A 26,384-nucleotide genomic window follows, 5' to 3' on the forward strand; every position below is an offset into this window, starting at 1 on the left:
CCCAAAGTCCATATCCACGTTCTGTCCCGAAATACTCCGGGAGGGTCCGGGAGGGCAGAGCCCTCCCGGCGGGTCGGCCCGCCGCAGGCGGGACGAAATAAGCCTTCTCCCCATCAATCCTCCACCCGGTGATGTTCGAACTCCGCCCGCCGCTCTGCCCAGGCCTTACGATCGACCGACCCGTCCGCCGTCAGCACGTCGGCCGCGCCATAGGCCATGGCGAAGGCATGATGGGTATTGTCATGGGCGAAAAGCCCCTGCCGCCCGAACGACAGGAACCCCTCAAGCGAGGATAGCCAGCCGTCGACCGCCTCGAAATGCCGCTGATAGTCGAGGTCATAGACCGGATAGGCCTGCCCGATCCGCCTTGTCTCGCAGCGCAATACCTCGCATCTGACCGGCAGGCCCAGATCGTTCAGCCAGTTCACATAATGCCGCCCGATCTCCTCGTCGGACATGTCCCACCATTTTTCGCCGGGATCGCAGGGCAGTTCGCCGCAAAGGATGGTCAACCCCTTCGGCCCGGTTGCGGAATTGTAATTCTTCGGCTCCGACATCCGGCTCAGAGGCATGGAAAGCTCGGGGAAGTAATGGGCATCGTATTCGGTGAATCGGTCTGTCTTCAGGATCAGATAGACAAGGATCATGCCGCGGAACCGGATCGCCTTTGCCGCTGCCTGCACCGCCGCGGGCGCGGGCGGATCCATCAGCCGGACAGCCGTCGTCAGCGGGATGGTCGAATAGACCTGATCGGCGCTCAGCCGTTCCTCACCTGCCGGGCCCTTGACCACAAGGCCGGTCACGCGATTGTCCGTGCGTTCGATCCTGAGGATATCGGCGCCAAACGCATAGTCCGCGCCTGCCGCCTTGGACGCCGCAACCATCGCCTCGGAAATCTGCCCGAAACCCTTCCTCGGATAATAGAACCTTCCAGTCGTCGGCCCCTTCATGCCGGGCAGCATCCTCAGCATCTTGCCAAGGATCTTGCCGACCGAACCCGACGACACCCGCCGTTCGGCCAAGGTCACGGCCAGTTTGTCTGGATCGAGGCCCCAGAGCTTCTTCACGTAAGGGAAATAGAAGCTTTCCGAGATCGTCGGCCCAAGCCCGTCATAAAGGACGGAAGAAAAACTCCGCGCTCCGCCGCGCTTCTTGCGGAAGGGCTTCAGAAGCATGTCGCCGAAAAGCCTGACCGCGAAAGCGGGCGGCAGACGCAGCAGCGCGTCCAAAGGCTTCAGCGGGAAGTGGATCCAGCGCCCGCCAAGACGGATGCGGCCATGGCGGGGCTGCAGCAGCAGGTCCTCGCCCAGAAGCGCCTTCACATCGGCGATGACGGCGGGGTCCGCGACCGGGTGAAAACGGTGCGAGCCATAGTCGCACCAGATGCCCTCGATCTGAAAGCTGGTCGAATTGCCGCCCGCGCGGTCCGCCCGCTCCAGCACCCGCACGTCAGCCTTCTGCGCCTTGGTCAGCGCATGCGCCGCCGCAATTCCGGCAGGCCCCGCGCCCAGGATGATCACTTTCGGCTTTTCCGCCATCTTCAGTCCTCAATCACTTTGGCCGCACCGGTCAGGCGCAGGCCGGAAAAGGTCAGGACGAGCGCCCCGAGGAGGCCCGTCAGATAAAGAATCCCCTGCCAGGCGAGGCCGGAGGCCACGACCTGAGGCGCGCTGGCGCCGAAGGGCACGAGAAGAGCCGCAAGCGAGCTTTCCCTGACGCCGAGCCCGCCGAGCGAAATGGGCAGCGTCGAGACGATCTTGGCCAGCGGCCAGGCGAAGAACCAGGCGGCGAGCGGTACATCGACGCCCACCGGCAGCGCAAGGCGGACCGAGAGCCAGATCAGGAGCGACTGGATCGCGGCGGAGAAAAGTAGCGAGAAGAGGAGGAGGAAGGGCCGCCGTCCGAGGCTTCTGAATGCATCAGCCAGCCTGAGCGCCAGCCCCTTCGCGGGAAGCGCCGGAAAGCGCCCCCAAAGCCCGCGCGCGACGGCCGGAAAGATGAACAAGGCAAGGATAGCGCCGCCGATGATCACGCCGGACATGGTCCAGGCCAGCACGGGATTGCCGCCCTTCGCCAGAAAAGCAAGGCCAAGAAGGCTCAGCCCCGCTAGGCCCACCATGTCGATCAGCCGGTCGCCCACGGCGGCGGCGGCCACCTTAGGCCCGTCCTTCAGCGCCACATGGGCAAGGCCTGCCCGTACCGCGTCGCCGCCTGCCGCGCCGGGCAGCGCAAGATTGGCGGCAAGCCCGGCGAAATGGGCGCGGAGCGCCTGACCGAACGGCAGGGCGCGGTCCATCAGCAGCCACCATTTGCAGGCGGCTGCCACATGGGCGGCAAGGAAGGCCAGAAAGACCCCGAGGAAGAGGCCGGGCGTCAGGCGGCTGAAGCCCTCGAGGATTGCCTCTTTTGGCAGGAACCAGAAAATGAGCGCAAGGGCCCCAAAGGAGCCTGCCGCGCGGATCAGCCATTTGCGCAGGGCCCGGCTCATCGACGCCCCCGCGCAAACAGGGGCCGCTCTTCGATGCCTTCAGCACTCATCGCTGGCGCCTCCGGCCCGAAACCCGAGGAGCGGCCGAAGGCTGACGACGAGGCCCGGCCGGGGAAAAGTGCGATCAGGCCCACCTCAGGGCCTCAGATGCAGGCGCGAGATCATGTCGGCAATGAGCCCCAGCGACCAGATGATCAGCGCCGACAGGAAGGCGAAGATCGTGGTCTCCGACAGGTTGTCCATCCAGATGTCATAGAAGAACTTGATCGCGCCGACGCCCATCAGGCCCAGGCCGAGCGGGATGAAGACCCGAAGCGGGTTGAACAGCACCGTCATCCTCAGAACAAGGATGATGAAGTTGATGAAATCCACCGGCCGGATCTTCGACTTGCCCACGCGCTTGCCATATTGGATCGGCGTATAGATCATCCTCTTGCCGTTGCAGGACATGCAGAGCGTGATGGTTGTGGTGAAGGAAAACTTCTGCGGCAGAAGCGGGATGAAGGGCACAAGCTCCGATTTGCGGAAAACGCGCAGGCCAGAGTTCAGGTCGTTGAGTTTCCGCTCCGCAAGGAAGGAGGCGAAGGTGTTCAAGACCCATTTCGCGGGCTTCCTGATCCAGGGCACGTTCTTCATCGCAGCGCCCCGGTCGCCCACCACCATGTCCTGATCGCGGCACATCTTCAGCATCTCGGGCAGGTAGCGTGCCGGATAGGTGCCGTCGGCGTCGATGATCGCCACATATTCGTGCTGGGCGTGCTTGATGCCGCGCTTCAGGCTCGCGCCGTAGCCGGTGTTCACCTGATTGGTATCAACGACCACGCCGGTTGCGCGCGCGATTTCCAGCGTCCGGTCCTCAGAACCGTCGTCGATCACGATGATCTCGTAAGGAACCCCGGTCGCGTCCATTTCGACGCGCACATCCTCGATCGTCTGGCGCACCGCGCCTTCCTCGTTATAGGCAGGGATCACCACCGACAGGGAAAGCCCCTCGAACCCGTCCGCGACTTTCACGGCAGGCACGCTGTCCTTTGCCGCGCGGCTGCGACCCGCGGGCTTGGTGGCGACCTTCGCGCCTTGATCTTCAGGGGACATGCAAACGGTTCCTTACGCCAAAGACATGATATTCGATCAGGCACCAGGCAAAGGCACCCGCCGAATATACATAATAGACCTGATGATAGAGGATCGCCAAAAAGGCCCTGAGAAGGCCGAGATGGGCAATGAAAAAGGAAAAAAGAGGCCAGTTGGCGAGGATCACGACGGCTAGAAGGCCTGCTGGCCAGCCCCAGCCGATCAGCGGCATGAGAAGAACGGACAGAAGGAACACCCCGGCAAGGATCGCCCGCACGCGCTCCATCCGAGAAGTGTTGAGGTCGTCCGACAGGCCCTCGCGCGCGATCATCAGCCGCGACCATGGCAGGGCGCGGCGGAATATGTCGGTATGGATCGCCTGCCGCATCGTCCATTGCTTCAGATGCTTGCCGAGAAGCGCGGGATCGACGCAGATCACGCCGCCCGCCGCATGGATCCGGTAGCCAAGCTCGATATCCTCGATCGAGGGGACACGGTAGGTTTCCACGTCGAAGCCGCCAACCTTCTCGAACCAACTGGCACGGATGGCGCCGCAGCCGGCCCAGAAGGTGCGCGCCGTGCGGCGGGCGGTCTGATGGTAATAGCGGTGCATCAGGTTCTTGTAGCGCGCGAACCAGTTGCCTTCCGGTGTCGTGTCGTAGGAACCGAAGACGGCGGCGACCGTAGGGTCGGCGAAGGTGGCCCGAAGGCGCCGTGCGCCATCGGGCCACGCGATCACGTCGCTGTCGACGAACCACAGCACCTCGCCCGCCGCCACGCGCGCCGCAAGGTTCCTCGCCACACCAGGGCCGCCGTTCTTCGGCGTCACGATCACCCGCGCACCCATGATCCGCGCCACTTCGCCTGTGCGGTCGGGCGAGCGGTCGTCCACCACGATCACCTCCAGAACCTCACCGCGCTGATGCATGGCCATCAGCGGCTCAAGTACGCGCGGTAGCAAGTGTTCCGCCCGATAGGCGGGGACGATGACGGAAATGGTGGGGGCGGCGACCATCACAGTTTCTCGCGTGCGGTAGGCGGGCGGGCCGACCAGTAAAGCAGCATCGCCGCAAGCATTGGCACCAGCCAGATCACCCGTGCACCGTAGCGGTTTGCGGGCTGGGAAATGCCGCCGCAGACGAAGGCATTGGCAAGGACGCCCAGAAGGACCATCACGCCGAACACCCGCAGCCCCTTCGGCAGGCCGGGGCCCAGAAGCAGGATGACCGATAGGACGAGTGCCGCAGCATAATATGTGCGGTGCAGCCGCACGGATGTATCGATCCAGCGGCGGTCTTCGGCCAGCCGGCCGCGCAACAGTGGCCCGCTCAGCGTTTCCGTGACCACGCGGTTGCGCCGCACGATCTGATCCGTGGGGATGGTCATGTCGACGCTTACCATCGCCGATTGCTTGAGCGTATTGGCAATGAGCGCCCCCGCGACGGCCAACGGCATCTCCTTCAGCACGTCCGAGAAGAAGCCGATCTGCGCGTCGGCGACGGCTTTCTGATCCTCGGGCGTCATCAGTCTGTAGGAGCCGAGCCGCTTGCTCGTTTCGAAGAGGATATGCGAGGCGGTCAGGCGGTAAGGATCGTCAGAGATATGCAGCGCATCCCACAGCTTGCAGGTCGCGATGGCGCTGTCCGGGCAATGGGCCTCAAGCCAGTCGTAGCCCGGCCCGTCCTGGATCAGGCGGGCGGTGATATAGGGCTGGATGACCACATCGGACTTCACGGTCTTTGCCGCAACCATGCGGAAGGCTTGCTGCTGGGCGTAGCCGACGGCGACGATTGCGAGGAGGATGAGCGGTGGAAGCCACCAGCGCCGCCGCCCGGCAAGGACAGCGACAAGCGCCACGGCCGGAACCATCGCGGCGGCGATCCCGTAATGCGACAAGTGCGAGACGATGGCGACCGAGGCGAGCAGGAAAGCGGCCAAAAGTTCGCCCGGACGCATCTCGCGCCCAAAGGCGGTGATGGCGGCAACTGCGATCAGGAGGACGGGCGCCATCAGGTCGGGCATCAGGTAGGCGACATAGAAGGGGAGCGAGCCGAGCGATCCGGCGATGATCGCGAGTGCGGTCAGGACGACCGGGTCGAGCGCGGGTGCGTGAAGGCGGCGCACGATCTGCGCGACCAGCCAGAGGGTCGCGACAAGCACGCCGACGTTGAAGAGGATCAGCAGGTCGAACGCGCCTGCAGCGGCAAATAGACCCGCGAGCAGCGAATAGAAGGGCGAGCGCGAACCGTCGACCGTATGAGGCGTTGCGCCGCTGCCACCGGCGCTGGCGAGCGCTTCCGGCGCGGGAAGAAGGCCAAGGCTGCGCAGGGCCGCCATGCCCTGTTCATAATAACCCATCGTGTCGAAATAAAAGAGCGGCCGCCCGTTCACGATCAGCACGCTGAAGACAGCGAGCGTCGCGGCCAGCAACCACAGCACCCGTCGCACCATCCGCCGCTCGTGCCCCTGGGTCATGGCGCCGCCGCCCCGCTTCTCAGGCGGTCAAAATAGGCAATGGTCTGCATCAGCCCGTCGCGGAGCTTGACCTTCGGCTCCCAGCCGAGCGCCTTGCGGGCAAAGGAAATGTCGGGGCGGCGCTGGACTGGATCATCATGGGGCAGCGGTTCATAGACAAGTTTCGAGCGCGAGCCGGTCAGCTCGACCACCAGTTCGGCCAGTTCGCGGATCGTCATCTCGACCGGGTTGCCGATATTCATCGGGCCGGTGATCTCGTCACCTGTGTTCATCAGACGGATCAGCCCTTCGATCAGATCGTCCGCAAAGCAGAAGGACCGGGTCTGGCTCCCCTCGCCGTAGATGGTGATCGGCTTGCCCTCAAGCGCCTGCATGATGAAGTTCGACACCACGCGCCCATCCTGCGGATGCATGCGCGGCCCGTAGGTATTGAAGATGCGCGCGACCTTGATGCGCAGCTTGTGCTGGCGGTGATAGTCGAAAAACAGCGTCTCGGCGCAGCGCTTGCCCTCATCATAGCACGACCGGAAGCCGATCGGGTTGACGTTGCCCCAATAATCTTCGGTCTGGGGATGCACGACTGGGTCGCCGTAAACTTCGGATGTCGAGGCCTGCAGGATCTTGGCGCGCAGGCGTTTCGCGAGCCCCAGCATGTTGATCGCGCCATGGACGCTGGTTTTCGTCGTCTGCACCGGATCGTGCTGATAATGAACCGGGCTCGCCGGACAGGCGAGGTTGTAGATCTCGTCAACCTCCACATAGAGCGGGAAGGTCACGTCATGGCGCATGATTTCGAAGCGAGGATTGCCGATCAGATGGGCGACATTGTCGCGGCGCCCGGTGAAGTAATTGTCGACACAGAGGACATCATGGCCCGCGTCCAGCAAGCGTTCGCAGAGGTGCGAGCCCAGAAAGCCCGCGCCCCCCGTCACCAGAACGCGCTTCGATGTCAGACTCATTCCCTGTCTTCCTCCCGGCCACCCGCAGATATTTCAAGGTCAGCGGTGATCCCGATCCGCGCGCGGCTGCCTGTGGGCCAAGCGCCCGCCGCCTTGCAGACCGTCAATGACATCAACCAACCGCTATCGCTGAAACTCTGCACCCGGCAGCCAACCACATACTGCCTATAATCTTGATGCCTTAGTTCGGGCCAGCAATCCAGCCTGATGCTGCCGTGCTGTTTCGCGATTGCGATCAATCTGCCAACCGCCGGGCGATTGCGACGGCAGCGGCGGCGCGAGGAGCCGCAGAGGCCGCAGGGCGAGTCGGCTGGCGTTAATGCGCGCCACGCGTGGCGTCGAACGCCTCGACGATCGCACGCGCCCGTGTGCCGACTTCGGCCGGGCTCATGCCCGGCTTGTAGAGCGCGCTGCCGATGCCGAATCCGTCCGCCCCGGCACTGATCCAGCTTGCGAAATTCTCCGGCCCCGCGCCGCCGACTGCGAAAACCTGCGTGCCGCGCGGCAGGATCGCGCGTATTGCCTTCAGCCCCTCAGGCCCGACCATGGACCCGGGGAAAAGCTTCAGCCCGTCCGCCCCCGCCTGCAGGGCGGTGAAACATTCCGTCGGCGTCATCACGCCCGGCCAACTTTCCATGCCGTGCGCCTTGGACTGGCCGATCACCACCGGATCGCAATTGGGCGACACGATCAGCCGCCCGCCCGCATAGGCGACCGCCTCCACATCCGCCTCGGTCAGCACCGTGCCCGCCCCGATCAGCGCCCGGTCGCCAAAGGCGGCCGCAAGCTCGGCTATCGATTGCAGCGGCTCGGGAGAGTTGAGCGGCACTTCGATCCGGTCGATCCCGGCCTGCATGAGGGCGCGCCCGACCGGCACGGCCTCTACCGGGGTCAGTCCGCGCAGGATGGCGATGATCGGGCGGCTCATGACCGCCCTCCGGACGGGCGTACAACGGCGCGCGCATGCGCCGACCCGACGCGCGAAGGACGCCGCCGCAGCGAACGCGTGCCGCGACATACGGCAGCCCCGCCTTTCCTGAAAGGTCTCAAGTTCACAACGTTGCCCGCGCAGACATACGCCCGAATTTCGGGTGTGTTCGCGCCTAGATGGACCTGATCCACGTCCATGCCGCAAGTCTGGAATCCCGCCGTTGGCGCTCTTCCGCCGCGCCTTGATCCCGTCAGGAACGTGATGATTCGCCGGGCAGCGAGGGAAACACGCGCATCGGGAGCGGTTCGCATCATGAGCATGTCGGATCGGTCCGATATTCGGAACAAAGTTCTGTATATCAAGATCATAGGCCCGGTGGGTTGCATGGCGCAAGGGAGCTTCGGTGGGCACGGAGCCTGTCCGATGCCGTCGGCAAGGCATTGCCGGTTGTCTCATGAGAGAAGATCAGCGGCTGTAAGCGACTTTTCACCGGCCCTGGTTCGGTCTAAGACCCGGCGAAACCAGAGGATGACCCGATGCAGATTGAAGAAACGCCGCTTTCCGGCTGCCTTATTCTGACGCCACGCCGCTTTGGCGATGCACGCGGCTGGTTTTCCGAGGTCTGGAACAAGCAGACCCTGGCCGCGAACGGTATCCACTACGACTTCGTGCAGGACAATCATTCCAGCTCCAGCGAGGTTGGCACCGTGCGCGGTCTGCATTTCCAGTCGCCGCCGCATGCGCAGACCAAGTTGGTTCGCTGCGGGCGCGGCCGGGTGTTCGACGTTGCAGTCGATATCCGCGTCGGCTCGCCCACCTTCGGCCAATGGTTCGGCACAGAGCTTTCGGCAGAGAATGGCCGCCAGTTGCTGATCCCCGCGGGCTTCCTGCACGGGTTCGTCACCCGCGCGCCCGACAGCGAGCTTCTCTATAAATGTTCCGACGTCTATGCGCCTGCCTGCGATGGCGCGGTTCGGTTCGACGATCCCGATATCGGCATCGACTGGGGGGTAGACCCCGCGTCGGCAATCCTGTCGGACAAGGACCGGGCGGCCCCCTTCCTCAGGGATTTCCAGTCCCCCTTCACCTTCGAGGCCCGCGCATGAAACTTCTCGTCACCGGCGGCGCGGGCTTCATCGGATCGGCGGTCGTGCGCCGCGCCATCCACGCGGGCCATTCTGTAGTGAACCTCGACAAGCTGACCTATGCGGGTTCCCTGTCGAACGTGGCCGAAGTCTCGGGCAGCCCGAACTACGCTTTCGAGCAGGCCGACATCTGCGACCGGCCGCGCATCGATGCGATCCTCGCCAAGCATCAACCCGACGCGATCATGCATCTGGCAGCCGAAAGCCACGTCGACCGTTCGATCGACGGACCCGACACGTTCATCCAGACAAATATCAACGGCACCTATGTGATGCTGGAGGCCGCGCGCGCCTATTGGGTGGCGAAGGGCAGGCCCGCCGACTTCCGCTTCCATCATATCTCGACGGATGAGGTCTTTGGCTCGCTCGGCCCGACAGGCAAGTTCACCGAAGACACGCCCTACGACCCGCGCTCGCCCTATTCGGCTTCGAAGGCGGCGTCGGACCATCTGGTCCGCGCCTGGCACGAGACCTACGGCCTGCCGGTCGTCCTGACCAATTGTTCCAACAACTACGGCCCCTACCATTTCCCGGAAAAGCTCATTCCCGTGGTGATCCTCAAGGCGCTCGCCGGCGCACCGATCCCGATTTACGGCAAGGGCGACAATGTCCGCGACTGGCTGTTTGTCGAGGACCACGCCGACGCGCTCCTCCTCGTCGTGCAGAAGGGGGAACTGGGCCGCAGCTACAATATCGGCGGCGAGAATGAGGCGTCGAACCTCGACCTCGTGACAAAGATCTGCGCGATCCTTGATGAAAAGCGCCCCGGCAATGCGCCCTATGCCGAACAGATCACCTTCGTCGCCGACCGTCCGGGCCACGACCAGCGCTATGCGATCGATCCCGGCCGCATCCGCGAGGAACTGGGCTGGCGGCCGTCGGTCACGATCGACGAGGGGCTGGAGAAAACCGTGCAATGGTTCCTTGACCACGAAGACTGGTGGCGCGCGCTTCAGGACCGGGATGGGGTAGGCAAGAGGCTCGGGACCAACTCATGAAAGCCCTCATCTTCGGCACCACCGGCCAGGTCGCAATCGAGATCGCCCGCAACGCACCACTGGTCGGGATGGAGGTCGATGCGCTCGGCCGCGACCGCGCCGATCTGACCGATCCGGCGGCCTGTGCCGCACTGGTCGCGGCCACGGACGCCGACATCGTTATCAACGCGGCCGCCTATACGGCCGTGGATGCTGCCGAGGCAGACCGCGCGACCGCGCAGCTGGTGAATGGCGATGCGCCCGGTGCGATGGCTCGGGCGGCGGCGGCGCGGGGCCTGCCGTTCCTGCATGTCTCGACCGACTATGTCTTCGACGGCGCGGCCACACGGCCATGGGAAGAGAAAGATCCCGTTGCGCCACTTGGCGCCTATGGCGCGACGAAGCTTGACGGCGAGCGGCAGGTAACGGCGGCGAGCGGGCCGCATGTGATCCTGCGCACGGCCTGGGTTTTTTCGGCGCATGGCAAGAATTTCGTCAAGACGATGCTCCGTCTCGGCGCCGACCGCGAGATGCTGTCGGTCGTTGACGACCAGCGCGGCGGGCCGACCGCGGCGGATGAGATCGCGAAAGCCCTGATCGCGATCGGCCTGTCGTTTCACGAAGGCCGCGGACAGTCGGGCATCTTCCATTTCGCGGGCGGCCCCGCCTGCAGCTGGGCCGACTTCGCCGAGGCGATCTTCGCGGCCTCGTCGCTGCCGCGCAAACCGGCGGTCAAGCGCATCACGACGGCGGAGTTCCCCACTCCGGCAAAGCGCCCCGCGAATTCGGTGCTGAACTGCGCGAAAATCCGTGACATCTATTCGATCGGCCAGCCCGATTGGCGGACCGGCCTCAAGACCGTAATTCGTGAACTGGAGAGTGGCGCATGACGACAACGGGCCGCAAAGGCATCATCCTCGCAGGCGGGTCGGGAACGCGACTTTACCCGATCACCCATGCGGTGTCGAAACAGATGCTGCCGCTCTATGACAAGCCGATGATCTATTATCCGCTGTCGGCCTTGATGCTCGCGGGTATCCGCGAGGTCTGCATCATCTCGACCCCGCGCGACCTGCCGCAGTTCTCGGCACTTCTGGGTGATGGCAAGGACTGGGGCATGCGCTTCGACTATATCGTCCAGCCCTCGCCCGACGGGCTGGCGCAGGCCTATATCCTTGCAGAGGATTTCCTCGGCGGCGCGCCCTCGGCCATGGTTCTGGGCGACAATGTCTTCTTCGGAGAGGGCCTGCCCGCGCGTCTCGCCGCCGCTGATGAACGCGGAACCGGTGGCACGGTCTTCGGCTACCGCGTCTCGGACCCGGAACGTTATGGCGTGGTGGAGTTTGACCGCGAGGGTCGTGTCCTGTCACTGGTCGAAAAGCCGGAAAAGCCGAAGAGCTCCTACGCCGTCACGGGCATCTATTTCCTCGACGGCTCCGCGCCCGCCCGCGCCAAGGCGATCAAGCCTTCGCCGCGCGGCGAGCTGGAGATCACCGATCTTCTGAACCACTACCGGACCGACGGCACGCTGAATGTCGAAAAGCTCGGCCGTGGCTTTGCCTGGCTCGACACCGGCACCCATGAAAGCCTACTGGAAGCGGCCGAATTCATCCGCACCATCGAGGAGCGGCAGAACCTCAAGGTCGGCTGCCCCGAGGAGATCGCCTTCGAAAACGGCTGGATCGATGCGGGTCAGCTGCGGGAACTGGCGAAGCCCTACCTCAAGACCCAATATGGCCGCTATCTGGCGCGGATCGCCGACGAAGCGGAAGCCTGAGAAGCGCCGGGCTGGTCCTACCGGCCCAGCGCGCGGCGGAAGGACCGTTCCGCCAGATCGGCGGCGCGGTCCCAGCCGAACTGACGCGCGCGCGTCAGCGCGCGCGCTGCAAGCCTTTCCTGCAGACCCGGCGTAGCGAGGAGGTCGATAGCGCGCGCGGCCAGCTCTGCGGCGTCCTCGGGTTCGAAATAGAGGCCGGCATCGCCCACAACCTCGGGCAGGCTGCCCCGGTTCGCGGCAAGGACCGGCGTCCCGCAAGACATGGCCTCCAGAGCGGGCAGGCCGAACCCTTCCCAGAGCGAGGGCATCACGAGCGCGGAGGCCGCGTTCAGAAGCTCCGCCATCTCTTCATCCGGAATCTCGCCGGTAAAGAGGATCCGGTCGGACGTGCGGGCATCGCGGCTCGCCCCGGCTTTCAGCTCGTCGATATTGTCCCAGAACCTGGCGCCGGTCGTGCGGCCGACGATGGCGAGGCGGGTTTCGGGGCAGGCGGCGAGGATCGCTGGCATCGCCTCGATCAGCTTCAGCACGTTCTTGTGGCGGTTGAACCCGCCGACATAGACGAGGAGCGGCACGCCCGCAGGGATGCCGTGGCGCGCGCGCGCGGCGGCGCGGCGGGCGGGGTCGGGGATCGGCTTGAACAGGTCTTCCGCCCCTTCAGTCACCACATCGATCCGCTCGCGCCGCACCTTCAGAAGCGCGGCGATGTCGGCGGCAGAAGCCTCTGACACCGTCATCACCCGGCGCGCCTGCTTCAGCGCGAGCCAGGTTTTTGCTTTCCAGAACAGCTCGTTGCGTTTGGTCGGGAAGATCAGGTCGGGAAAGCGTTCGGGGATCGTGTCATGGATACAGACCACTTTCGGGACGCGCGAGAGCACCGGGTAGAAGGAATAGTGCGCCGGGAAGAAGAGGACATCGGCGCCAAGACGGGCGGCCGCTTTGGACTGGGTCCACATGTCCGCCCCGCCACGCGCGCCCTTGCCGCTGGCTGCCGCCGCCATCGACTGGCCCGCGCCGGCGACCACGACTGCGACCCCCGGCGGCACCGGCCGGTCGGGGGGCGTGTCGAACAGAAGTGTGTAGCGGAAGCCGCGGTCGCGTTCGGCAAGGGCAAAGACCATCGAGCGGGTGAAACGGCCAAAGCCGCGTTCATTGCCCCAGGAACTCGCATCAATGCCTACGTGAATCACCAGACGGCCCTTCATTGATCGCGCTGCGGCACCTATCGGGCCGCTCTCGCCGGACCATGGCCTGAAGGCGGCCGGACCGCAACGCCCGCGCGACTTTCGCTTGCCAGAGGCATGTCCCCCCGGCCATCTAGGCGGAATGGAACCGGCCCCGAAACAATTGCGCATCCTTGAGATCGGCACCCAGCTGGGGGTGGGCGGAATCACCCGCCATATCCTTGCGCTTCGCGAATGGCTGGTGGCGGCGGGTCATGAGGTGACGCTGGCCGGATCGCCGGATGTCTGGGTGAATGGGGGGACGGGGCATCCCTATCTCGAATTACCGGTGAACCGGGTGGCGGGCGGCGGCGGGCCGCTCCCGCGGCGGCTGATGGCGCTGGTAGGGGCGGCCTGGCGGCTCCGCCGCTGGCTGAAGCGCCATCCGGTGGATGTGATCCATGCCCATGACAGCGCGCCCGCGCTGGTGGCGGCGCTTGCGCGCAAGGGGCTGAATATTCCCTTGATCGTGACCTATCACGGGTCCGAGCCCGAGCGGATCGCGGGCTTCGGTCGGATCGCGCGGATGTGCGATCTGACGGTGACGCCGAGCCACCGGAGTGCGGAGGATCTGGCCACGATCGGCAGGGTGCCGCGCGAGCGGCTGAAGGTCATCGGGCTGGGGGTTGATCCGCCGCCCGAGGTCAGCGCGGCTGAGGTGGCGGCACTGCGCGCGCGGCTGATGGGCGATGGCGACCGGGTGATCCTGACGCTGGTGCGGCTGGCCCATCAGAAGGGCGTCGATATCCTGATCGAGTGCGTGGAGCGGCTGATGAAGGACCACCCCGGCTGGCGCTTCGTCGTGGCGGGCGACGGGCCGGACGAGGTGGCGCTGAAGGCGCTGGCGCGGGAGAGGGGCGTGCTGCCGGCGCTGAGTTTCATCGGCCGGACGTCGGAGCCGCACCTGCATCTTCTGGCGGCCGACCTTTTCCTTCTGACCTCGCGCTGGGAGGCCTTGCCCTTCACCATTGTCGAGGCGTTCCGGGCGGGGTGTCCGGCGGTGGCGACAGCCTGTTCCGGCGTTGTGGAACTGATTGACGAGAGCGTGGGGCGGATAGTGCCGGTGGGCGATGTCGGGGCGATCTGCGGGGCGGTCGAGGATGTGCTGGCGGACGAGACGGCACGGCTTGCGCTGAGTGCAGCCGCGCTGGAGCGGGCGGGCGAGGACCGCTTCGACCCCGACTGGATCCACCCGCAGTTCGAGACGCTCTATCGTAGCATGGCGCGACTGGGATGACGTCGTTAAGAAGGGGTTAAGGACAGGACCTTCGCTGAGGCGAAGGGGCTGTTTTGCAAGGAAATTCGCCGGAAGTTCAGGTGTAGTTTACGTATGTCTGCACGTATGCCTGCGCGTGGGCCTGAAGAGGCGCCCGGATGATGGTCCGGCGCGACCCGGCGGGCGGTGCGCGCCCTGAGTGGCGGAGCCGGGAGGGCTCTGCCCTCCCGGACCCTCCCGGGATACTTGGGCCACATTGAAGGAACGGGTGTTCAGGACGCGCGGACCCTCCCGTCTGAGGCCGGCACCTAGCCGTTTTCGCGCAGGACCGCGCCCGCCAAATAGAGCGAGCCGCAGATCAGGATGCGGGCGCCGGGCGCCTGTTTCGCAATTTTCTGAATAGCCGAAAAAACAGTCTCTGCCGTCTCCGCTTCGATGCCCGCGCCGAGGGCGGCGTCGCGGGTGGCTTCGGCGGCAAGCGTGTTCGCCTCGCCCGGGATCGAGATGGCGCTAAGGTGCCGCACCAGCGGCGCGAGCGGGCGCATGTAGCCCGCGACATCCTTGGTGTTGAGCATGCCGCAGACGAGGTAGGTGGGCCTCAAAGCCATGCGGGCGAGCGTCGCCGCGACCGCATGGCCGCCCGCCGGATTATGGCCGCCGTCGAGCCAGAGTTCGCAAGTGCCCGCTGCCTCGACAAGCGGGCCGTGGCTCAGGCGCTGCATCCGCGCGGGCCAGTAGGCTTTCGTCACCGCTGCCTCGTAGGCGGCCTCGTCGGCGCCGAGATGGCGCAGCGCCGCGAGTGCCGCGCCCGCATTGTCGATCTGGTGGGGGCCGGGGAGGTTGGGGAGGGGCAGGTCGAGAAGACCGTTTTCATCCTGAAAGATCAGCCGCCCGCGTTCCTCCCACGCGCGCCAGTGCTGGCCATGGACGAGGAGCGGGCAGCCAAGGCGCGCGGCTTTCGCCTCGATCACCTCTAGCCCCGCTTCTTCCTGCGGGCCAACGACGCAGGGCACGCCGCGCTTGAGGATTCCGGCCTTCTCGCCTGCGATTTCTGCCAGCGTTTCGCCAAGGTACTGCTGATGGTCGATCGAGACTGGGGTGATGATGGTGAGGCGCGGCACATCGACCACGTTCGTCGCATCAAGCCGCCCGCCGAGGCCGACCTCGAGCAATGTCCAGTCGGCGGGCGTGCGGGCGAAGGCCAGGAAGGCGGCGCAGGTGGTGATTTCGAAGAAGGTGATCGAGGTCCCGCCGTTTGCGCGGTCGCATTCGTCGAGGATGCGGCTGAGGTCGGGTTCGGAAATCAGCTCTCCGGCCAGCCGGATCCGTTCGTGGAAGCGGGCGAGATGGGGGGAGGTATAGGCATGGACCCTGTCGCCTTTGGCCTCCAACCCCGCGCGGATCATCGCCTGGGTCGAGCCCTTGCCGTTGGTGCCCGCGATATGGATCACCGGCGGCAGGCGGCGTTCGGGGTTGCCGAGCGCGGCGAGGAGCCGGTGCATCCGGTCGAGCGTGAGGTCGATGATCTTGGGGTGAAGCGACATCATCCGGGCGAGGATGAGATCTGAGCCTTCGGTCATGCTGCACCTTTGCGGCCTGTTTCCCGGGGCGGAGGCCGGGGGGCTGTCTGCCCCCCGGACCCCCCGAGGATATTTGGAAACAGAAGAGGGGATCAGGCGGTTTCGCTGGCCTTGCTGACGGGAGCGGGCAGGTCGCCCTTCACCGGGGGCGACTGGCGGGTGAGCATGCGCAGGATCGAGATCAGTTCCTCGCGCAGTTTCTTGCGGTGGGTCACCCGGTCGAGCATGCCATGGTCGAGGAGATATTCGGCGCGCTGGAAGCCTTCGGGCAGTTTCTCGCGGATCGTCTGTTCGATCACGCGGGGGCCGGCAAAGCAGATGAGCGCGTTCGGTTCGGCCAGTTGGACGTCTCCGAGCATCGCGTAGGAGGCGGTGACGCCGCCGGTGGTCGGGTGGGTGAGGACGACGATATAGGGCAGCCCCGCTTCCTTCAGCATCTCGACCGCCACCGTGGTGCGCGGCATCTGCATGAGCGAGAGAATGCCTTCCTGCATCCGAGCGCCACCGGCGGCGGAGAAGAGGATGAGCGGCAGTTTCTTCTTCACCGCCTGTTCGGCGGCGGCGATGATGGCATTGCCGACATACATGCCCATCGATCCGCCCATGAAGGTGAAATCCTGCGCGGCGGCGACGATGCGGGTGCGGCCGATCTCGCCCTCGGCCACCAGCATCGCATCCTTCTCGCCGGTCGATTTCTGCGCGGCTTTCATCCGGTCGGGATATTTCTTCTGGTCGCGGAAATGGAGGGGATCGGCGATCGGTTCCGGCACCTTGATCTCGGTGAAGATACCGCCGTCGAAGAAGGCGGCGAACCGTTCGCGCGGTGTGATCGCCATGTGATGGTCGCAGTTGGTGCAGACGTTCTGATTGTCGGCCAGTTCGCGGTGGAAGAGCATGGTTCCGCATTCGGAACATTTGGTCCAGAGATTGTCCGGCACCTCGCGGCGCGAGAAGAGCGAGTTGATCTTGGGCCGGACATAGTTGGTGATCCAGTTCATGGTCGTTCGCCTTCGTCTCTGGTCGGAGCCTCCCAATTAAGCCCGGGCGGGGTGAAATGCAATGTCGGGTGCGGGTTCCCGGGCCGGTCAGACCCGCCGCTCAGATTCGGAGCGCGAGGCGGACGGCAAGCCAGGCGAGCAGGATGGTGAGGAAGTCGACGAAGAGGATCGGCAGGACGTCGTCGGGGGACGAGAGGTCGATGGTTCTGGTCCAGAGGGCGAGCCCGTCCATGTCGCCCCGGACGCCGATGAAGAGGAAGGCCGCGAGATTGTTGGCGAAATGCAGGCCCACGGCGGCGCCGATCGTGCCGGTGCGGGCGGTGAGGTCGGCGGCGGCGAGGCCGAAGAGCGTGGCCCAGAGGACGATGGGCCAGGCGTTCGCGCCATAGGGCCCCGGCTGATAATGGCCAAGCCCGAAGAGGAGTGAGGAGAGGCCTGCCCAGACGAGGGGCGAGCGGAAACGCGCCGCCAGTTCCTGCATCAGGTAGCCGCGGAACACGAGTTCTTCGGCTGTCACCTGCAGGAGGATGCCGAGAAGGGCGGCGGGCAGGTAGAGAAGGAAGGTCGCCAGCACGAGGCCGGTGTCCGGCCGTTCGGTGGCGAGTGCCACGAGGAGAGCCAGGATGGTGACGGCGAGGACGGCGCGGGCTGCGGTGCGGAAATCGGCCAGCGCGGCGCGGTGGTTGCCGAAGAGCGTCGCGGCGCTGCGGCCGTGGATCAGGCGCACCGTGATCAGGACCGCAAGGGCCATGCCGGTGAAGGAATAGAGCAGAAGAAGTGCCGCGCCGGGCGTCGTGGCGCGGAGCATCGCCTGGGCGATGCCGGCGGCGAGGAGGGTGCCGTAGCGCTGCTGCAGGAAGATGCCGAGGCAGAAGAGGAAGGCGAGATAGAGGACGACCACCGAGACCGCGCCGAGGAGCGGTCGCCAGAGCGGCTGACGCTGGGCAGCGACGGGGGCCGTGAAGGCGCGGAGCGGGCGGTAGTGGGGGCCGAGGTCTTTCATCGGGGTGAGCCTATGCGGGGCCGGGGGGAAGGTGCAATCCGGCTTGTATCGCGCGGGTGCCGCGGACTATTCAGGGGCGGGGGGGAGAAAGGCAGGGCATCGGTGATAGGTTCAGTCTGGCGTCTGCGCGGATTCTTGGCGCCGCTTGTCGTGATGCTCGCCCTGGTCTGCGGCGCGGGCGATGCTGGTGCGAAGGCCGCGCCGTCGAAGATGAAGATCGGGCCGGGCGCCCTGACCATCGCGGCGCCGCCGGGCTTTTGCGTCGATACCAAGGCCAGCCATAATCTGGAGACCGGGGCCTTCGTCCTTTTCGGCAGTTGCGCGGCGCTGGGGCAGTCGAGCTTGGCGTCGAAGCCGAAGAAAGCGGCGATCCTGACCGCCTATGTGACGCCTGGGGCGCCCGAGGGCGATGTCTTTGCCGCGTCTTTCCCCTCGATGGCGAAATTCCTGGCCTCGGACCCGGGCCGCAAGGCGCTGAGCCGGGCGGGCAAGGCAAAGACGGTGACGATCCAGCGGATCGTGTCGGCCAAGGATGTGCTTTATATCCTCGCGACCGACAGCGCGCGGCTGGAGGGGCAGGATGTCGAGCCGGATTATTGGCGGGCGCTTTTCGCGCTCGATGGTCAGATCGTGACGCTTTCGGTGCTGGGCCTGACGAAGCAGCCGCTGTCTTCGGACGAAAAGCGCAGCCTTTTGGAAAAGTTTGTGAGTAAGGTGCGGTCGGAGAACCGTTGAAGAGGACGGGCGCAGCACGGATGGCGATCGGCAGGTTGGACAGGTGGCGATTGAAGCGCGAACTGGCGCGCTGGCGGCGCTGGGCCGGGGCTGCGGGCGGCATGGAGGCGGCGGAGCTGATGGAACTCCGGGCGTCGGCCAAGAGCCTTGGCCGTGCGGCGGGCCAGCTGGCGCGGCGTGCGGAGAGCGAGATGGTGCGCCATCTCGGGGTCGGCGCCGGGCCGGTTCATGCGCCGCCCATGTCGGACGTTGCCTGGCGGCCGGAGGCCTGGTCTACCGCCACCCGGATAAGCGAGAGCGGGCCGCAGGGGCGCAAGATCGGCGAGGAGCTGACGCTTTATCATGACTGTCCGCTCGGGCTTTTGTCGCTGCGCCAGCGGCCGAACGGGTCAGAGGATCGGGCGCCCTTCGGGCTGGTCCTGACAGTCTATGATTTTCAGGGCAGCTATCTGTCGCTGTCATTGCAGGTACCGCCTGACAGGTTCGCGCTGACCGGAAGCCAGCATGTGATCGCGGTCGATCTGACGCTGAGGTCCGAGGCGCCGCAATCCTTTCTCGCGCGGTTGAATATCACTCACGCTGGCACCACGGCACAGACGACTGCCGGGCTCAACCGGCAGGGCGACCGCGCCCTGGCGGAATTCGACCTTGCGGCCCTGCATCTGAACGACAAGCGAATCGAGCGAATATGGATCGACCTTTTCGTCGAGCGCCCGTCGATGAACCGGATCGCGATCGCTGACTTCGTGGTCTCGCGCCGGCCGCGGGCGCCGATCTGAGGGGATGGGAATGGAGCTTCTGGAAAGCAGGATCGCCAAGGGCATCTGGCACGGGCTGGTCAAGGCCGGTGCCGCGCCCGGGATCGAGATCTGGTGGGGCGAGGAACGGCTGGCGGACCTGTCGGTTGAGGCTGCCACAGGGGCAGCGGGGCACTGGCGCCTCATCGCCCCGATACCGGCGGCGGCCATTGAGGAAGGTGTGCAGGTCTTTCAGGTGATCGACCGCGCATCTGGCGTGCGGCTTGGCCATTTCGCGATCAGCGCGGGCACGCCGGACGGCACCGATCTTGTCGCCGAGATCGCGCTCTTGCGCGCCGATCTGGACTTGCTGGCGCGGGCCTTCAGGCAGCACTGTCGCGAGGGTTGAGCAACGCCCAAAATGCCCGATGTGACGCAGCGTCTTCCGTGACATAGGGGCCGATTCCGGGGCAGGGTCCTGCCGCTGACCGGAGGGCGCATGTCTGACTATCCCCACCTTCTTTCGCCGCTCGACCTTGGGCATGTGACCCTGCCGAACCGGGTCTTGATGGGGTCGATGCACACCAATCTGGAAGAGGTGGGCGACTGGAACCGGGTGGCGGAATTCTATGCCGAGCGGGCGCGCGGCGGTGTCGGGCTGATGGTCACCGGCGGCATGGCGCCGAACCGCGAGGGGGGCGTGTTTCCGGGTGCAGCGGGCCTTTTCTCGGACAAGGATATCGCGAACCACCAGACGGTGACGGCGCGCGTGCAGGAGGCGGGCGGGCGGATCGCGATGCAGATCCTGCATGCCGGGCGCTATGCCTACGGGCCGGAATGCGTGGCGCCATCGCCTATCAAGTCGCCGATCTCTCCCTTCCCGCCGAAGGAACTGGATGAGGCCGGGATCGAAAAGCAGATCGCGGATATCGTCACCGCGGCTACCCGCGCCCGCGAGGCGGGTTATGACGGGGTGGAGGTAATGGGGTCGGAGGGCTATTTCCTCAACCAGTTTCTTGTCGCCCACACCAACAAGCGCACCGACCGCTGGGGCGGGTCATACGAGAACCGCATGCGCCTGCCGGTCGAGGTGGTGCGCCGGGTCCGTGAAGCGGTGGGCAATGACTTCATCCTGATCTATCGGCTGTCGATGATCGATCTGGTGCCCGAAGGCTCGACCTGGGACGAGGTGGTGACGCTTGCAAAGGCCATTGAGGCGGCGGGCGCCTCGATGATCAATACGGGCATCGGCTGGCATGAGGCACGCATTCCGACGATCGCCACATCGGTGCCGCGCGCGGCTTTCGCCTGGGTGACGAAGAAAATGATGGGCGAGGTGAAGATCCCGCTGATCACCTCGAACCGGATCAACAGCCCCGAGGTGGCCGAACAGGTGCTGGCCGAGGGATGCGCCGACATGGTGTCGATGGCGCGGCCCTTCCTCGCCGATCCGCATTTCGTGCGGAAGGCGGCGACGGGACGGGCGGCCGAGATCGCGCCCTGCATCGCCTGCAACCAGGCCTGTCTGGATCACACATTCTCGGGCAAGCTGACATCCTGCCTTGTCAATCCGCGTGCCTGCCATGAGACGGAACTGGTGATGCCGCCTGCCGCCGAGGTGAAGAAAATTGCCGTGGTGGGCGCCGGTCCCGCCGGCCTGGCGGCGGCGCTGGCGCTGGATGAGCGCGGCCATGCTGTGACCCTGTTCGAGCGGTCGAGCGAGATCGGCGGGCAGCTGAACCTTGCCAAGCGCGTGCCGGGCAAGGAGGAGTTTCACGGTTTCGTCGACTGGTTCCGGACCCGCGTCGGCCTTAGCGGAATCGATCTCAGGCTGAACAGCCTCGCCCGGCCCGAGGATCTGGCCGGGTACGACGAGGTGATCATCGCGACCGGCGTGCGGCCGCGCGATCCGGGGATCGAGACCTGCGCGGGTGCGCAGGTGGCGAGCTATGCCGATATCCTGACCGGCAGCGTGGTTGCGGGCGAGAAGGTCGCGGTGATCGGCGCGGGCGGCATCGGGTTCGATGTGGCCGAATTTCTGGTCGAGCCGCATCCGAGCCCGACGGTGCGCCCGGCAGACTGGCGCCATGAATGGGGCGTTGCCGATCCGGCGGACCGCGCAGGCGGGCTTGGCCGCCCGGCGCCCGAACCCGCGGCGCGGCAGGTCGTCCTGTTGCAGCGCAAGCCGGAACGGCCCGGTCGCCATCTGGGCAAGACCACGGGCTGGATCCACCGCGCCACCTTGCAGGCCAAGGGCGTCGAGATGCTGGGCGGGGTTAATTACGAACGGATCGCGATGACGGGCCTGCGGGTTTCCTTTGGCCCGGAGCGTGAGAACGGCCGCCTTATTCCGGTGGAAACAGTCGTTCTGTGCGCCGGACAGGAAAGCGAACGCGGTCTTGCCGACCTTCTGATCGCGCAGGGCCGCAAGGTTCATGTGATCGGTGGCGCCGATTTGGCGGCCGAACTTGACGCAAAAAGGGCGATCGATCAGGGCACGCGGCTGGCAGCAATCCTCTGATTTTCCTTAAATTGTTGGGCGGGGCCGCCCGAGCGGGCGCCCCGGTGTAAACCATTTGGAACCCTTCGGGGCAAAATTGGGCCTATCGGTTCCGAACAATACCCTAGTCTTGTCGGGTCGTTTCCGCATTCTTGCCCAAATTGGCGTCGATACCGGTCCGCGGCGGGCAATGTCTATTCAGGGTGCACAATGGACCGACTTACAGAAATGGAGGCCTTCGCCACCGTCGTAGACCAGGGGGGGTTTACCGACGCGGCCAAGAAGATGGGGATTTCGAAATCCGCTGTCTCCAAACACGTTTCCGCGCTTGAGGCCCGCCTCGGCGCACGTCTTTTGAACCGTACGACCCGGCGCGTTTCGCCGACCGAGATTGGACTGGCCTATTACGACCGAGCCCGCCGCGTTCTGAACGATGCGGGCGAAGCGGATGCCCTTGTCACCTCGATGCAATCTGCACCATCCGGGCTTCTGCGGATATCGGTCGCCACTGACTTTGGCGTCAATCTGCTTTCGCCGATTCTGGGGGACTTCCTGCTGGAATATCCCGAGATCACGGTGAACATGGTTTTGAACAACCGCTATGTGGAACTCATCTCTGAAGGGTTCGATATGGCCATTCGGGTGGGCGAGCTTGAGGATTCCACCCTGCGTGCGCGCAAGCTGACCGACACAGCCAAGCGCATGATCGGCTCGCCCGCTTATTTTTCGCGCTACGGCCGTCCGCAGAAGATCGACGATCTGAACGAGCACAAGCTTTTGCATTACTCGAATCAGGCCTCTGGCAACGTCTGGAAGATCACCGCGCCCTCGGGCGAGAAGCGGCAGATCCGCACGGCGGGCTGGCTGACGGTGAACGATGGCCAGTCGCTTCTGAACGCGGCGATCTCGGGTCTTGGCATCGCCTATCTGCCGTCGTTCCTTTACGCCGATGCGATGAAGCAGGGGCTGGTGGAAGAGGCGATTTCCGATCTGCCGGTAGAGACCTTGGGCATCTATGCCGTCTATCCGCCGGGCCGTTTCACCCAGCCGAAGGTGCGCGCCTTCATCGACTTTCTCGCCCAGGCCTTTGTCGACAAGGGCCCGGACGCCTGGTAAGCCACACGCCCCCCAGACCGCCAGTTTGGGGCGTCTGACCGGCTGCCACCGGATCATCAGCGGGTCGAGGTAAGCACCACCTCGACCCGTCTGTTTTTCTGCCTGCCCTCTTCGGTCAGATTGCTGGCGCGCGGCGCCAGATAACCCGCGCCCTGCGCCTCGATCCGCGCGGGGTCGGCGCCGAATTCGGACACCAGACGCGCCGCGACCGCCTCGGCCCGGCGGCGCGAGAGCGCGATATTGGCATCGAGACTGCCCGAGGCATCGGTATGGCCGACGATGGCGATCTTCGCTTCGGGATTGTCGGCGAGGAACTGCGCGAGAGCCGCCAACTCGCCCGGTGCGGTCACCTGAAGCTCTGCCGAGCCGGAGGCGAAACTGAACCCGTCCAGAACGCTGTGACCGTCCGCAAGCAGCGCGGCGGCCAGATCGCTGGCGACGGACAGGGACGGTTCGGGCGGCGGCTGAGCGGGAGTGGGTTGCGCTGTGCCGGTTTGTGCAGGGTTGGGCGGCGGTGGCGGTGGCGGCGCGCCCGGCGTGCCGCTGCCGGAAATATGGACCATCTCGACGAAATCCGTTGCCCCGGCGCGACTGATCATCAGGCCGACATAATCGGCGCCGGGGCCGACACCCTTGACCGCAGAAAGGTAGCGGAAGTCCGAGAGATCGACATGCATGTCGGGTTCGGGAAAGAGCGCGAGATCATAGCGGAAATCGAAGCCGCCGCAGGCATCGGTGGCGCAGGCGAAAATCACGCCATAGCCCTGATCGGTGAGGGCCTGCCTCAGGCTTTCCGCGCGTTGGAGTGTGCCCGTCCCCTCGGGCAGGCGCCAGGCGGTGCGGGTGATGGTGCCCGCAAGCACGACCTTCGGCATGCGCCCGCCTTCCCAGGCGCCGACAGGCAGGTCATAGGCGGCGCCTTCGGCGGGTCGCGAGGTCGTTTGCAGGCCTGCGTCGAGGCCCGGCAACAAGGGCGGAGCGGCCTGTGCCGCGGCGGCGAGAAGGGCCGTGGCAACGGCTATGAGGAGCGTGCGTCTCATCCGGCGCGATAATGGTATCGGCCGACGGGACCCATGCCGAGCCGTTCGTAAAGCGCGCGGGCCGGGACGTTCGCTTCGGTAACGGCAAGGCCAAGACGTAGGGCGCCCGCGTCACGCGCCCAGGCTGCCGCCGCGCGCATCTGGTTCCGGGCCAGCGCCTTGCGGCGGAAATCGGGTGCCACATGCAGCGCATGAAGCATCGCCAGATCGCCATCGATGGCAATGTATAGGACCCCCGCCGCGCGATCCTCGACCCGGCCGAGGATCGCGGTCTTGGGTAGCGTGCAGCGCGCCATCACCGCCTGCCGCGCTGCGCCGATGCCGCTCTCGGCCCAGAGATCGGCCATGATGGCGAGCGGCGGCCAGATCGGGAAGCTGGTCATGTGGCGGGGCGGTTCTGCCGTAAGAGCATCGAGCGGCGCCTCGTAGAGCACGGTCGGATCGACGATGCGGAAGCCCCGGCGTGCGAGTTCCTCGTCTTCTGCCACATCGCCGTCGCGTAGTGAGAAGAGTGGTGGCTGACCGAGAGCGGCCTGCGCCTCGATTGCCATGTCGATGGTCGCGCTCGCGTCCTCACCCGCGACGGTGGCCGCCGATACGCGCTTGCCGCCGCCCCGGCCCTCGCGCACCAGCCAGCCGCCCGCGCGGTGCATCGAGGCGGCGGGCCAGGTACTGTCGAGGGCGGCGAGAAGATCGGTCATGCAGCCGCGCCGCCCACAAGCGCCGCGAGTCGCAGCATGGCCGCATCAAGCCGCGCGGCATCCTGACCACGGACGACGAGGTTGGTGCCATAGACACCGTCCTGCACGAACGGGTAGGAGCCGAAGGAGAGGTCGGAAAATTCCTCTGCCAGCGCGCGCAGGGGTTCGGCGATCACGCCTTCGCCGCGCATCACCCGCAGGGTCTGCGACAGAAGCGGCCTGCCGCCCGTGAGGCGGGGCAGGAGCGAGGCGACCATGGCCTGGAAGATCGTGGGCACGCCGGCCATCACATGAACATTTTCGAGCGTGAAGCCCGGCGCGGCGGAAATCGGATTGTCGATGAGCATCGCACCCTCGGGAATGCGCGCCATGCGGAGCCGCGCCTCGTTCAGCTCGACCCCCGAACGGTCGTAATGGGCCTGAAGAAGCGCCCGCGCATCGGCCCGGACCGAGATCGGCAGGCCGAAGGCGGCGGCGACGGCATCTGCGGTGATGTCGTCATGGGTGGGGCCGATGCCGCCCGAGGTGAAGAGATTGTCGGTCGTCCTGCGCAGGGCGTTCACCGCCTGGACGATCGCCTCATGCCGGTCGGAGACGAAGCGCGCCTCGACAAGGTCGATGCCGATCCGGGAAAGCTCGCCCGCGAGGTAATGCATGTTGGCGTCGCGGGTGCGCCCCGACAGGATCTCGTCGCCGATGATCAGGATGGAGGCGGTAGGGTTCTGCATCGCGGCCTTTCATCACCAATGCCTCCCCCTATAGGCCGCCCGTTTCCCCCCGAAAAGCCCCGGCTCTGGCCAAGCGCGGATTTCTTCACTATCTAGGGCGGGATTTCGAAAGGACCGGCCCCGTGGACGAACCGCGCACCCGTCAGACCAAGGACGGCATCACCCTTCATGAGCCCGCCGATTTCGCGGGCATGCTCAAGGCGGGCCGCGTGGCGGCGGAAATCCTCGATCAGGTGGGTGGTCTGGTGGCGCCCGGTGTGACGACCGAGGTCCTGGACGATTTCATCCGGGCCGAGATCGAGCGGCGTGCGGTCGTGTCGGCGACAATCGGCTATCGCGGCTATCAGCACGCCTCCTGCATCAGCGTGAACCATGTGGTCTGCCACGGGATACCCGGGCCGAAGGTCTTGAAAGACGGCGATATCCTGAACATCGATGTCACCGTGATCGTCGATGGCTGGTATGGCGATACGAGCCGGATGTATGTGGCGGGCGATCTGCCCCGGAAGGCCGAGCGGCTGATCCAGGTCACGCATGACGCCTTGTTCAAGGGGATTGAGGCTGTCCGGCCGGGCAAGACCTTCGGCGATATCGGCCATGCGATCCAGTCCTACGTCGAGGCGAACCGCATGTCGGTGGTGCGCGATTTCTGCGGCCATGGATTGGGGCGCGTCTTCCATGCGCCGCCGAACGTCCTGCATTACGGCCGCCCCGGCACCGGGCCGCGGCTGGAAGAGGGTATGTTCTTCACCATCGAGCCGATGGTGAACCTCGGCCGGCCGGAGACCAAGGTCCTGGCCGATGACTGGACGGCGGTGACGCGCGACAAATCGTTGTCGGCACAGTTCGAGCATTCGGTGGGCGTGACGGCGGATGGCTGCGAGCTGTTCACGCTTTCGCCCGCAGGCAAGTTCCACCCGACCTGGTAGGTTCGCCGCCTTCGGCGTCGATCCGCCGGGGGGCGCTGCCCCCCGGACCCCC

At 65.6% G+C, this 26,384-nt stretch carries 25 protein-coding genes; 11 read left to right on the forward strand and 14 right to left on the reverse strand.

Annotation, left to right across the window (positions count from 1 at the left end; genetic code table 11):
• Positions 1 to 113 precede the first annotated feature (113 nt).
• From OU426_RS07445 to OU426_RS07475, 7 genes are all read right to left on the reverse strand, one after another.
• Entirely contained in the window at positions 114 to 1,538 is a 1,425-nt protein-coding gene (locus OU426_RS07445; RefSeq protein WP_267633293.1) for a protoporphyrinogen/coproporphyrinogen oxidase, read from the reverse strand.
• Positions 1,539 to 1,540: 2 nt separating this feature from the next.
• Positions 1,541 to 2,488 carry a lysylphosphatidylglycerol synthase transmembrane domain-containing protein gene (locus OU426_RS07450; RefSeq protein ID WP_267633294.1) on the reverse strand — a complete coding sequence of 316 codons (948 nt, stop codon included), beginning with the start codon at positions 2,486 to 2,488 and terminating at the stop codon, positions 1,541 to 1,543.
• A 135-nt stretch (positions 2,489 to 2,623) separates the two neighbouring features.
• Positions 2,624 to 3,583: a glycosyltransferase family 2 protein gene (locus OU426_RS07455; protein ID WP_267633295.1), complete on the reverse strand. Its 960-nt coding sequence runs from the start codon at positions 3,581 to 3,583 to the stop codon at positions 2,624 to 2,626.
• Positions 3,573 to 4,577: a glycosyltransferase family 2 protein gene (locus tag OU426_RS07460; protein ID WP_267633296.1), complete on the reverse strand. Its 1,005-nt coding sequence runs from the start codon at positions 4,575 to 4,577 to the stop codon at positions 3,573 to 3,575. The genes OU426_RS07455 and OU426_RS07460 overlap by 11 nt, the downstream gene beginning before the upstream one ends.
• Positions 4,577 to 6,037, reverse strand: coding sequence for a hypothetical protein (locus OU426_RS07465; RefSeq protein ID WP_267633297.1), 1,461 nt, complete (start codon positions 6,035 to 6,037; stop codon positions 4,577 to 4,579). The genes OU426_RS07460 and OU426_RS07465 overlap by 1 nt, the downstream gene beginning before the upstream one ends.
• The gene (locus OU426_RS07470; protein WP_267633298.1) at positions 6,034 to 6,996 is read right to left on the reverse strand and encodes a UDP-glucuronic acid decarboxylase family protein; all 963 of its coding nucleotides are present in this window, start codon (positions 6,994 to 6,996) and stop codon (positions 6,034 to 6,036) included. Before OU426_RS07470 ends, OU426_RS07465 begins: the two co-directional genes overlap by 4 nt.
• Positions 6,997 to 7,312: 316 nt before the next feature.
• Positions 7,313 to 7,924 carry a 2-dehydro-3-deoxy-6-phosphogalactonate aldolase gene (locus OU426_RS07475; protein ID WP_267633299.1) on the reverse strand — a complete coding sequence of 204 codons (612 nt, stop codon included), beginning with the start codon at positions 7,922 to 7,924 and terminating at the stop codon, positions 7,313 to 7,315.
• A 539-nt stretch (positions 7,925 to 8,463) separates the two neighbouring features.
• Here OU426_RS07475 and rfbC point away from each other — a divergent pair.
• From rfbC to rfbA, 4 genes are read left to right on the forward strand one after another with little or no spacing between them, the layout of a single operon-like run.
• Entirely contained in the window at positions 8,464 to 9,033 is a 570-nt protein-coding gene (gene rfbC, locus OU426_RS07480) for a dTDP-4-dehydrorhamnose 3,5-epimerase (RefSeq protein WP_267633300.1), read from the forward strand.
• Positions 9,030 to 10,070, forward strand: a complete 1,041-nt coding sequence (rfbB, locus tag OU426_RS07485; RefSeq protein WP_267633301.1) for a dTDP-glucose 4,6-dehydratase — start codon at positions 9,030 to 9,032, stop codon at positions 10,068 to 10,070. Before rfbC ends, rfbB begins: the two co-directional genes overlap by 4 nt.
• Positions 10,067 to 10,939, forward strand: a complete 873-nt coding sequence (gene rfbD / locus OU426_RS07490) for a dTDP-4-dehydrorhamnose reductase (RefSeq protein WP_267633302.1) — start codon at positions 10,067 to 10,069, stop codon at positions 10,937 to 10,939. The genes rfbB and rfbD overlap by 4 nt, the downstream gene beginning before the upstream one ends.
• Positions 10,936 to 11,826, forward strand: coding sequence for a glucose-1-phosphate thymidylyltransferase RfbA (gene rfbA / locus OU426_RS07495; protein WP_267633303.1), 891 nt, complete (start codon positions 10,936 to 10,938; stop codon positions 11,824 to 11,826). Before rfbD ends, rfbA begins: the two co-directional genes overlap by 4 nt.
• Before the next feature lie 17 nt (positions 11,827 to 11,843).
• Here the strand turns inward: rfbA and OU426_RS07500 are convergent, their stop codons facing one another.
• On the reverse strand, positions 11,844 to 13,016 hold the full coding sequence (locus tag OU426_RS07500; RefSeq protein ID WP_267633304.1) for a glycosyltransferase family 4 protein: 1,173 nt from the start codon (positions 13,014 to 13,016) through the stop codon (positions 11,844 to 11,846).
• Between the two features lie 136 nt (positions 13,017 to 13,152).
• On the opposite strand from OU426_RS07500, the gene OU426_RS07505 reads away from it, so the two are divergent.
• Positions 13,153 to 14,286, forward strand: a complete 1,134-nt coding sequence (locus tag OU426_RS07505) for a glycosyltransferase (protein WP_267633305.1) — start codon at positions 13,153 to 13,155, stop codon at positions 14,284 to 14,286.
• A 287-nt stretch (positions 14,287 to 14,573) separates the two neighbouring features.
• Here the strand turns inward: OU426_RS07505 and OU426_RS07510 are convergent, their stop codons facing one another.
• The 3 genes from OU426_RS07510 to OU426_RS07520 all read right to left on the reverse strand — a co-directional run bounded on the left by OU426_RS07510 (position 14,574) and on the right by OU426_RS07520 (position 17,846).
• A complete protein-coding gene (locus OU426_RS07510) occupies positions 14,574 to 15,845 on the reverse strand; it encodes a bifunctional folylpolyglutamate synthase/dihydrofolate synthase (RefSeq protein WP_267633306.1) in 1,272 nt (423 codons plus the stop codon).
• A gap of 92 nt (positions 15,846 to 15,937) precedes the next feature.
• A complete protein-coding gene (accD, locus tag OU426_RS07515; RefSeq protein ID WP_267633307.1) occupies positions 15,938 to 16,843 on the reverse strand; it encodes an acetyl-CoA carboxylase, carboxyltransferase subunit beta in 906 nt (301 codons plus the stop codon).
• Between the two features lie 100 nt (positions 16,844 to 16,943).
• Positions 16,944 to 17,846, reverse strand: a complete 903-nt coding sequence (locus tag OU426_RS07520) for a CPBP family intramembrane glutamic endopeptidase (RefSeq protein ID WP_267633308.1) — start codon at positions 17,844 to 17,846, stop codon at positions 16,944 to 16,946.
• A gap of 135 nt (positions 17,847 to 17,981) precedes the next feature.
• Between OU426_RS07520 and OU426_RS07525 the strand changes: the two genes are divergently transcribed.
• From OU426_RS07525 to OU426_RS07545, 5 genes are all read left to right on the forward strand, one after another.
• Complete coding sequence (locus OU426_RS07525) at positions 17,982 to 18,581, forward strand: hypothetical protein (RefSeq protein ID WP_267633309.1); 600 nt, start codon at positions 17,982 to 17,984, stop codon at positions 18,579 to 18,581.
• On the forward strand, positions 18,578 to 19,360 hold the full coding sequence (locus tag OU426_RS07530; RefSeq protein WP_267633310.1) for a DUF6478 family protein: 783 nt from the start codon (positions 18,578 to 18,580) through the stop codon (positions 19,358 to 19,360). Before OU426_RS07525 ends, OU426_RS07530 begins: the two co-directional genes overlap by 4 nt.
• Before the next feature lie 10 nt (positions 19,361 to 19,370).
• Positions 19,371 to 19,727 carry a hypothetical protein gene (locus OU426_RS07535; protein ID WP_267633311.1) on the forward strand — a complete coding sequence of 119 codons (357 nt, stop codon included), beginning with the start codon at positions 19,371 to 19,373 and terminating at the stop codon, positions 19,725 to 19,727.
• 90 nt (positions 19,728 to 19,817) lie between these two features.
• The gene (locus OU426_RS07540) at positions 19,818 to 21,839 is read left to right on the forward strand and encodes an NADPH-dependent 2,4-dienoyl-CoA reductase (protein ID WP_267633312.1); all 2,022 of its coding nucleotides are present in this window, start codon (positions 19,818 to 19,820) and stop codon (positions 21,837 to 21,839) included.
• A gap of 189 nt (positions 21,840 to 22,028) precedes the next feature.
• Positions 22,029 to 22,934: a LysR family transcriptional regulator gene (locus OU426_RS07545; protein WP_267633313.1), complete on the forward strand. Its 906-nt coding sequence runs from the start codon at positions 22,029 to 22,031 to the stop codon at positions 22,932 to 22,934.
• Between the two features lie 56 nt (positions 22,935 to 22,990).
• Here OU426_RS07545 and OU426_RS07550 read toward each other — a convergent pair whose 3' ends face one another.
• Genes OU426_RS07550 through OU426_RS07560 form a run of 3 tightly spaced genes read right to left on the reverse strand, consistent with a single transcriptional unit; the run spans position 22,991 to position 25,403 of the window.
• On the reverse strand, positions 22,991 to 23,974 hold the full coding sequence (locus tag OU426_RS07550; protein ID WP_267633314.1) for an OmpA family protein: 984 nt from the start codon (positions 23,972 to 23,974) through the stop codon (positions 22,991 to 22,993).
• Positions 23,971 to 24,675: a GNAT family N-acetyltransferase gene (locus OU426_RS07555; RefSeq protein ID WP_267633315.1), complete on the reverse strand. Its 705-nt coding sequence runs from the start codon at positions 24,673 to 24,675 to the stop codon at positions 23,971 to 23,973. The genes OU426_RS07550 and OU426_RS07555 overlap by 4 nt, the downstream gene beginning before the upstream one ends.
• Positions 24,672 to 25,403, reverse strand: a complete 732-nt coding sequence (locus tag OU426_RS07560; protein WP_267633316.1) for a competence/damage-inducible protein A — start codon at positions 25,401 to 25,403, stop codon at positions 24,672 to 24,674. Before OU426_RS07560 ends, OU426_RS07555 begins: the two co-directional genes overlap by 4 nt.
• A 122-nt stretch (positions 25,404 to 25,525) precedes the next feature.
• On the opposite strand from OU426_RS07560, the gene map reads away from it, so the two are divergent.
• Entirely contained in the window at positions 25,526 to 26,332 is an 807-nt protein-coding gene (gene map / locus OU426_RS07565; RefSeq protein WP_267633317.1) for a type I methionyl aminopeptidase, read from the forward strand.
• The last annotated feature ends 52 nt before the right edge of the window (positions 26,333 to 26,384 follow it).

This window comes from Frigidibacter sp. RF13 (genome assembly GCF_026626305.1).
Classification (GTDB): domain Bacteria; phylum Pseudomonadota; class Alphaproteobacteria; order Rhodobacterales; family Rhodobacteraceae; genus TMP-24.

Bases quoted from the DNA above. Each gene is read 5' to 3' on its own strand.
- OU426_RS07445 (WP_267633293.1), bottom strand. From the start codon at position 1,538: ATGGCGGAAAAGCCGAAAGTGATCATCCTGGGCGCGGGGCCTGCCGGA.
- OU426_RS07450 (WP_267633294.1), bottom strand. From the start codon at position 2,488: ATGAGCCGGGCCCTGCGCAAATGGCTGATCCGCGCGGCAGGCTCCTTT.
- OU426_RS07455 (WP_267633295.1), bottom strand. From the start codon at position 3,583: ATGTCCCCTGAAGATCAAGGCGCGAAGGTCGCCACCAAGCCCGCGGGT.
- OU426_RS07460 (WP_267633296.1), bottom strand. From the start codon at position 4,577: ATGGTCGCCGCCCCCACCATTTCCGTCATCGTCCCCGCCTATCGGGCG.
- OU426_RS07465 (WP_267633297.1), bottom strand. From the start codon at position 6,037: ATGACCCAGGGGCACGAGCGGCGGATGGTGCGACGGGTGCTGTGGTTG.
- OU426_RS07470 (WP_267633298.1), bottom strand. From the start codon at position 6,996: ATGAGTCTGACATCGAAGCGCGTTCTGGTGACGGGGGGCGCGGGCTTT.
- OU426_RS07475 (WP_267633299.1), bottom strand. From the start codon at position 7,924: ATGAGCCGCCCGATCATCGCCATCCTGCGCGGACTGACCCCGGTAGAG.
- rfbC (WP_267633300.1), top strand. From the start codon at position 8,464: ATGCAGATTGAAGAAACGCCGCTTTCCGGCTGCCTTATTCTGACGCCA.
- rfbB (WP_267633301.1), top strand. From the start codon at position 9,030: ATGAAACTTCTCGTCACCGGCGGCGCGGGCTTCATCGGATCGGCGGTC.
- rfbD (WP_267633302.1), top strand. From the start codon at position 10,067: ATGAAAGCCCTCATCTTCGGCACCACCGGCCAGGTCGCAATCGAGATC.
- rfbA (WP_267633303.1), top strand. From the start codon at position 10,936: ATGACGACAACGGGCCGCAAAGGCATCATCCTCGCAGGCGGGTCGGGA.
- OU426_RS07505 (WP_267633305.1), top strand. From the start codon at position 13,153: ATGGAACCGGCCCCGAAACAATTGCGCATCCTTGAGATCGGCACCCAG.
- OU426_RS07510 (WP_267633306.1), bottom strand. From the start codon at position 15,845: ATGACCGAAGGCTCAGATCTCATCCTCGCCCGGATGATGTCGCTTCAC.
- accD (WP_267633307.1), bottom strand. From the start codon at position 16,843: ATGAACTGGATCACCAACTATGTCCGGCCCAAGATCAACTCGCTCTTC.
- OU426_RS07520 (WP_267633308.1), bottom strand. From the start codon at position 17,846: ATGAAAGACCTCGGCCCCCACTACCGCCCGCTCCGCGCCTTCACGGCC.
- OU426_RS07535 (WP_267633311.1), top strand. From the start codon at position 19,371: ATGGAGCTTCTGGAAAGCAGGATCGCCAAGGGCATCTGGCACGGGCTG.
- OU426_RS07540 (WP_267633312.1), top strand. From the start codon at position 19,818: ATGTCTGACTATCCCCACCTTCTTTCGCCGCTCGACCTTGGGCATGTG.
- OU426_RS07545 (WP_267633313.1), top strand. From the start codon at position 22,029: ATGGACCGACTTACAGAAATGGAGGCCTTCGCCACCGTCGTAGACCAG.
- OU426_RS07550 (WP_267633314.1), bottom strand. From the start codon at position 23,974: ATGAGACGCACGCTCCTCATAGCCGTTGCCACGGCCCTTCTCGCCGCC.
- OU426_RS07555 (WP_267633315.1), bottom strand. From the start codon at position 24,675: ATGACCGATCTTCTCGCCGCCCTCGACAGTACCTGGCCCGCCGCCTCG.
- OU426_RS07560 (WP_267633316.1), bottom strand. From the start codon at position 25,403: ATGCAGAACCCTACCGCCTCCATCCTGATCATCGGCGACGAGATCCTG.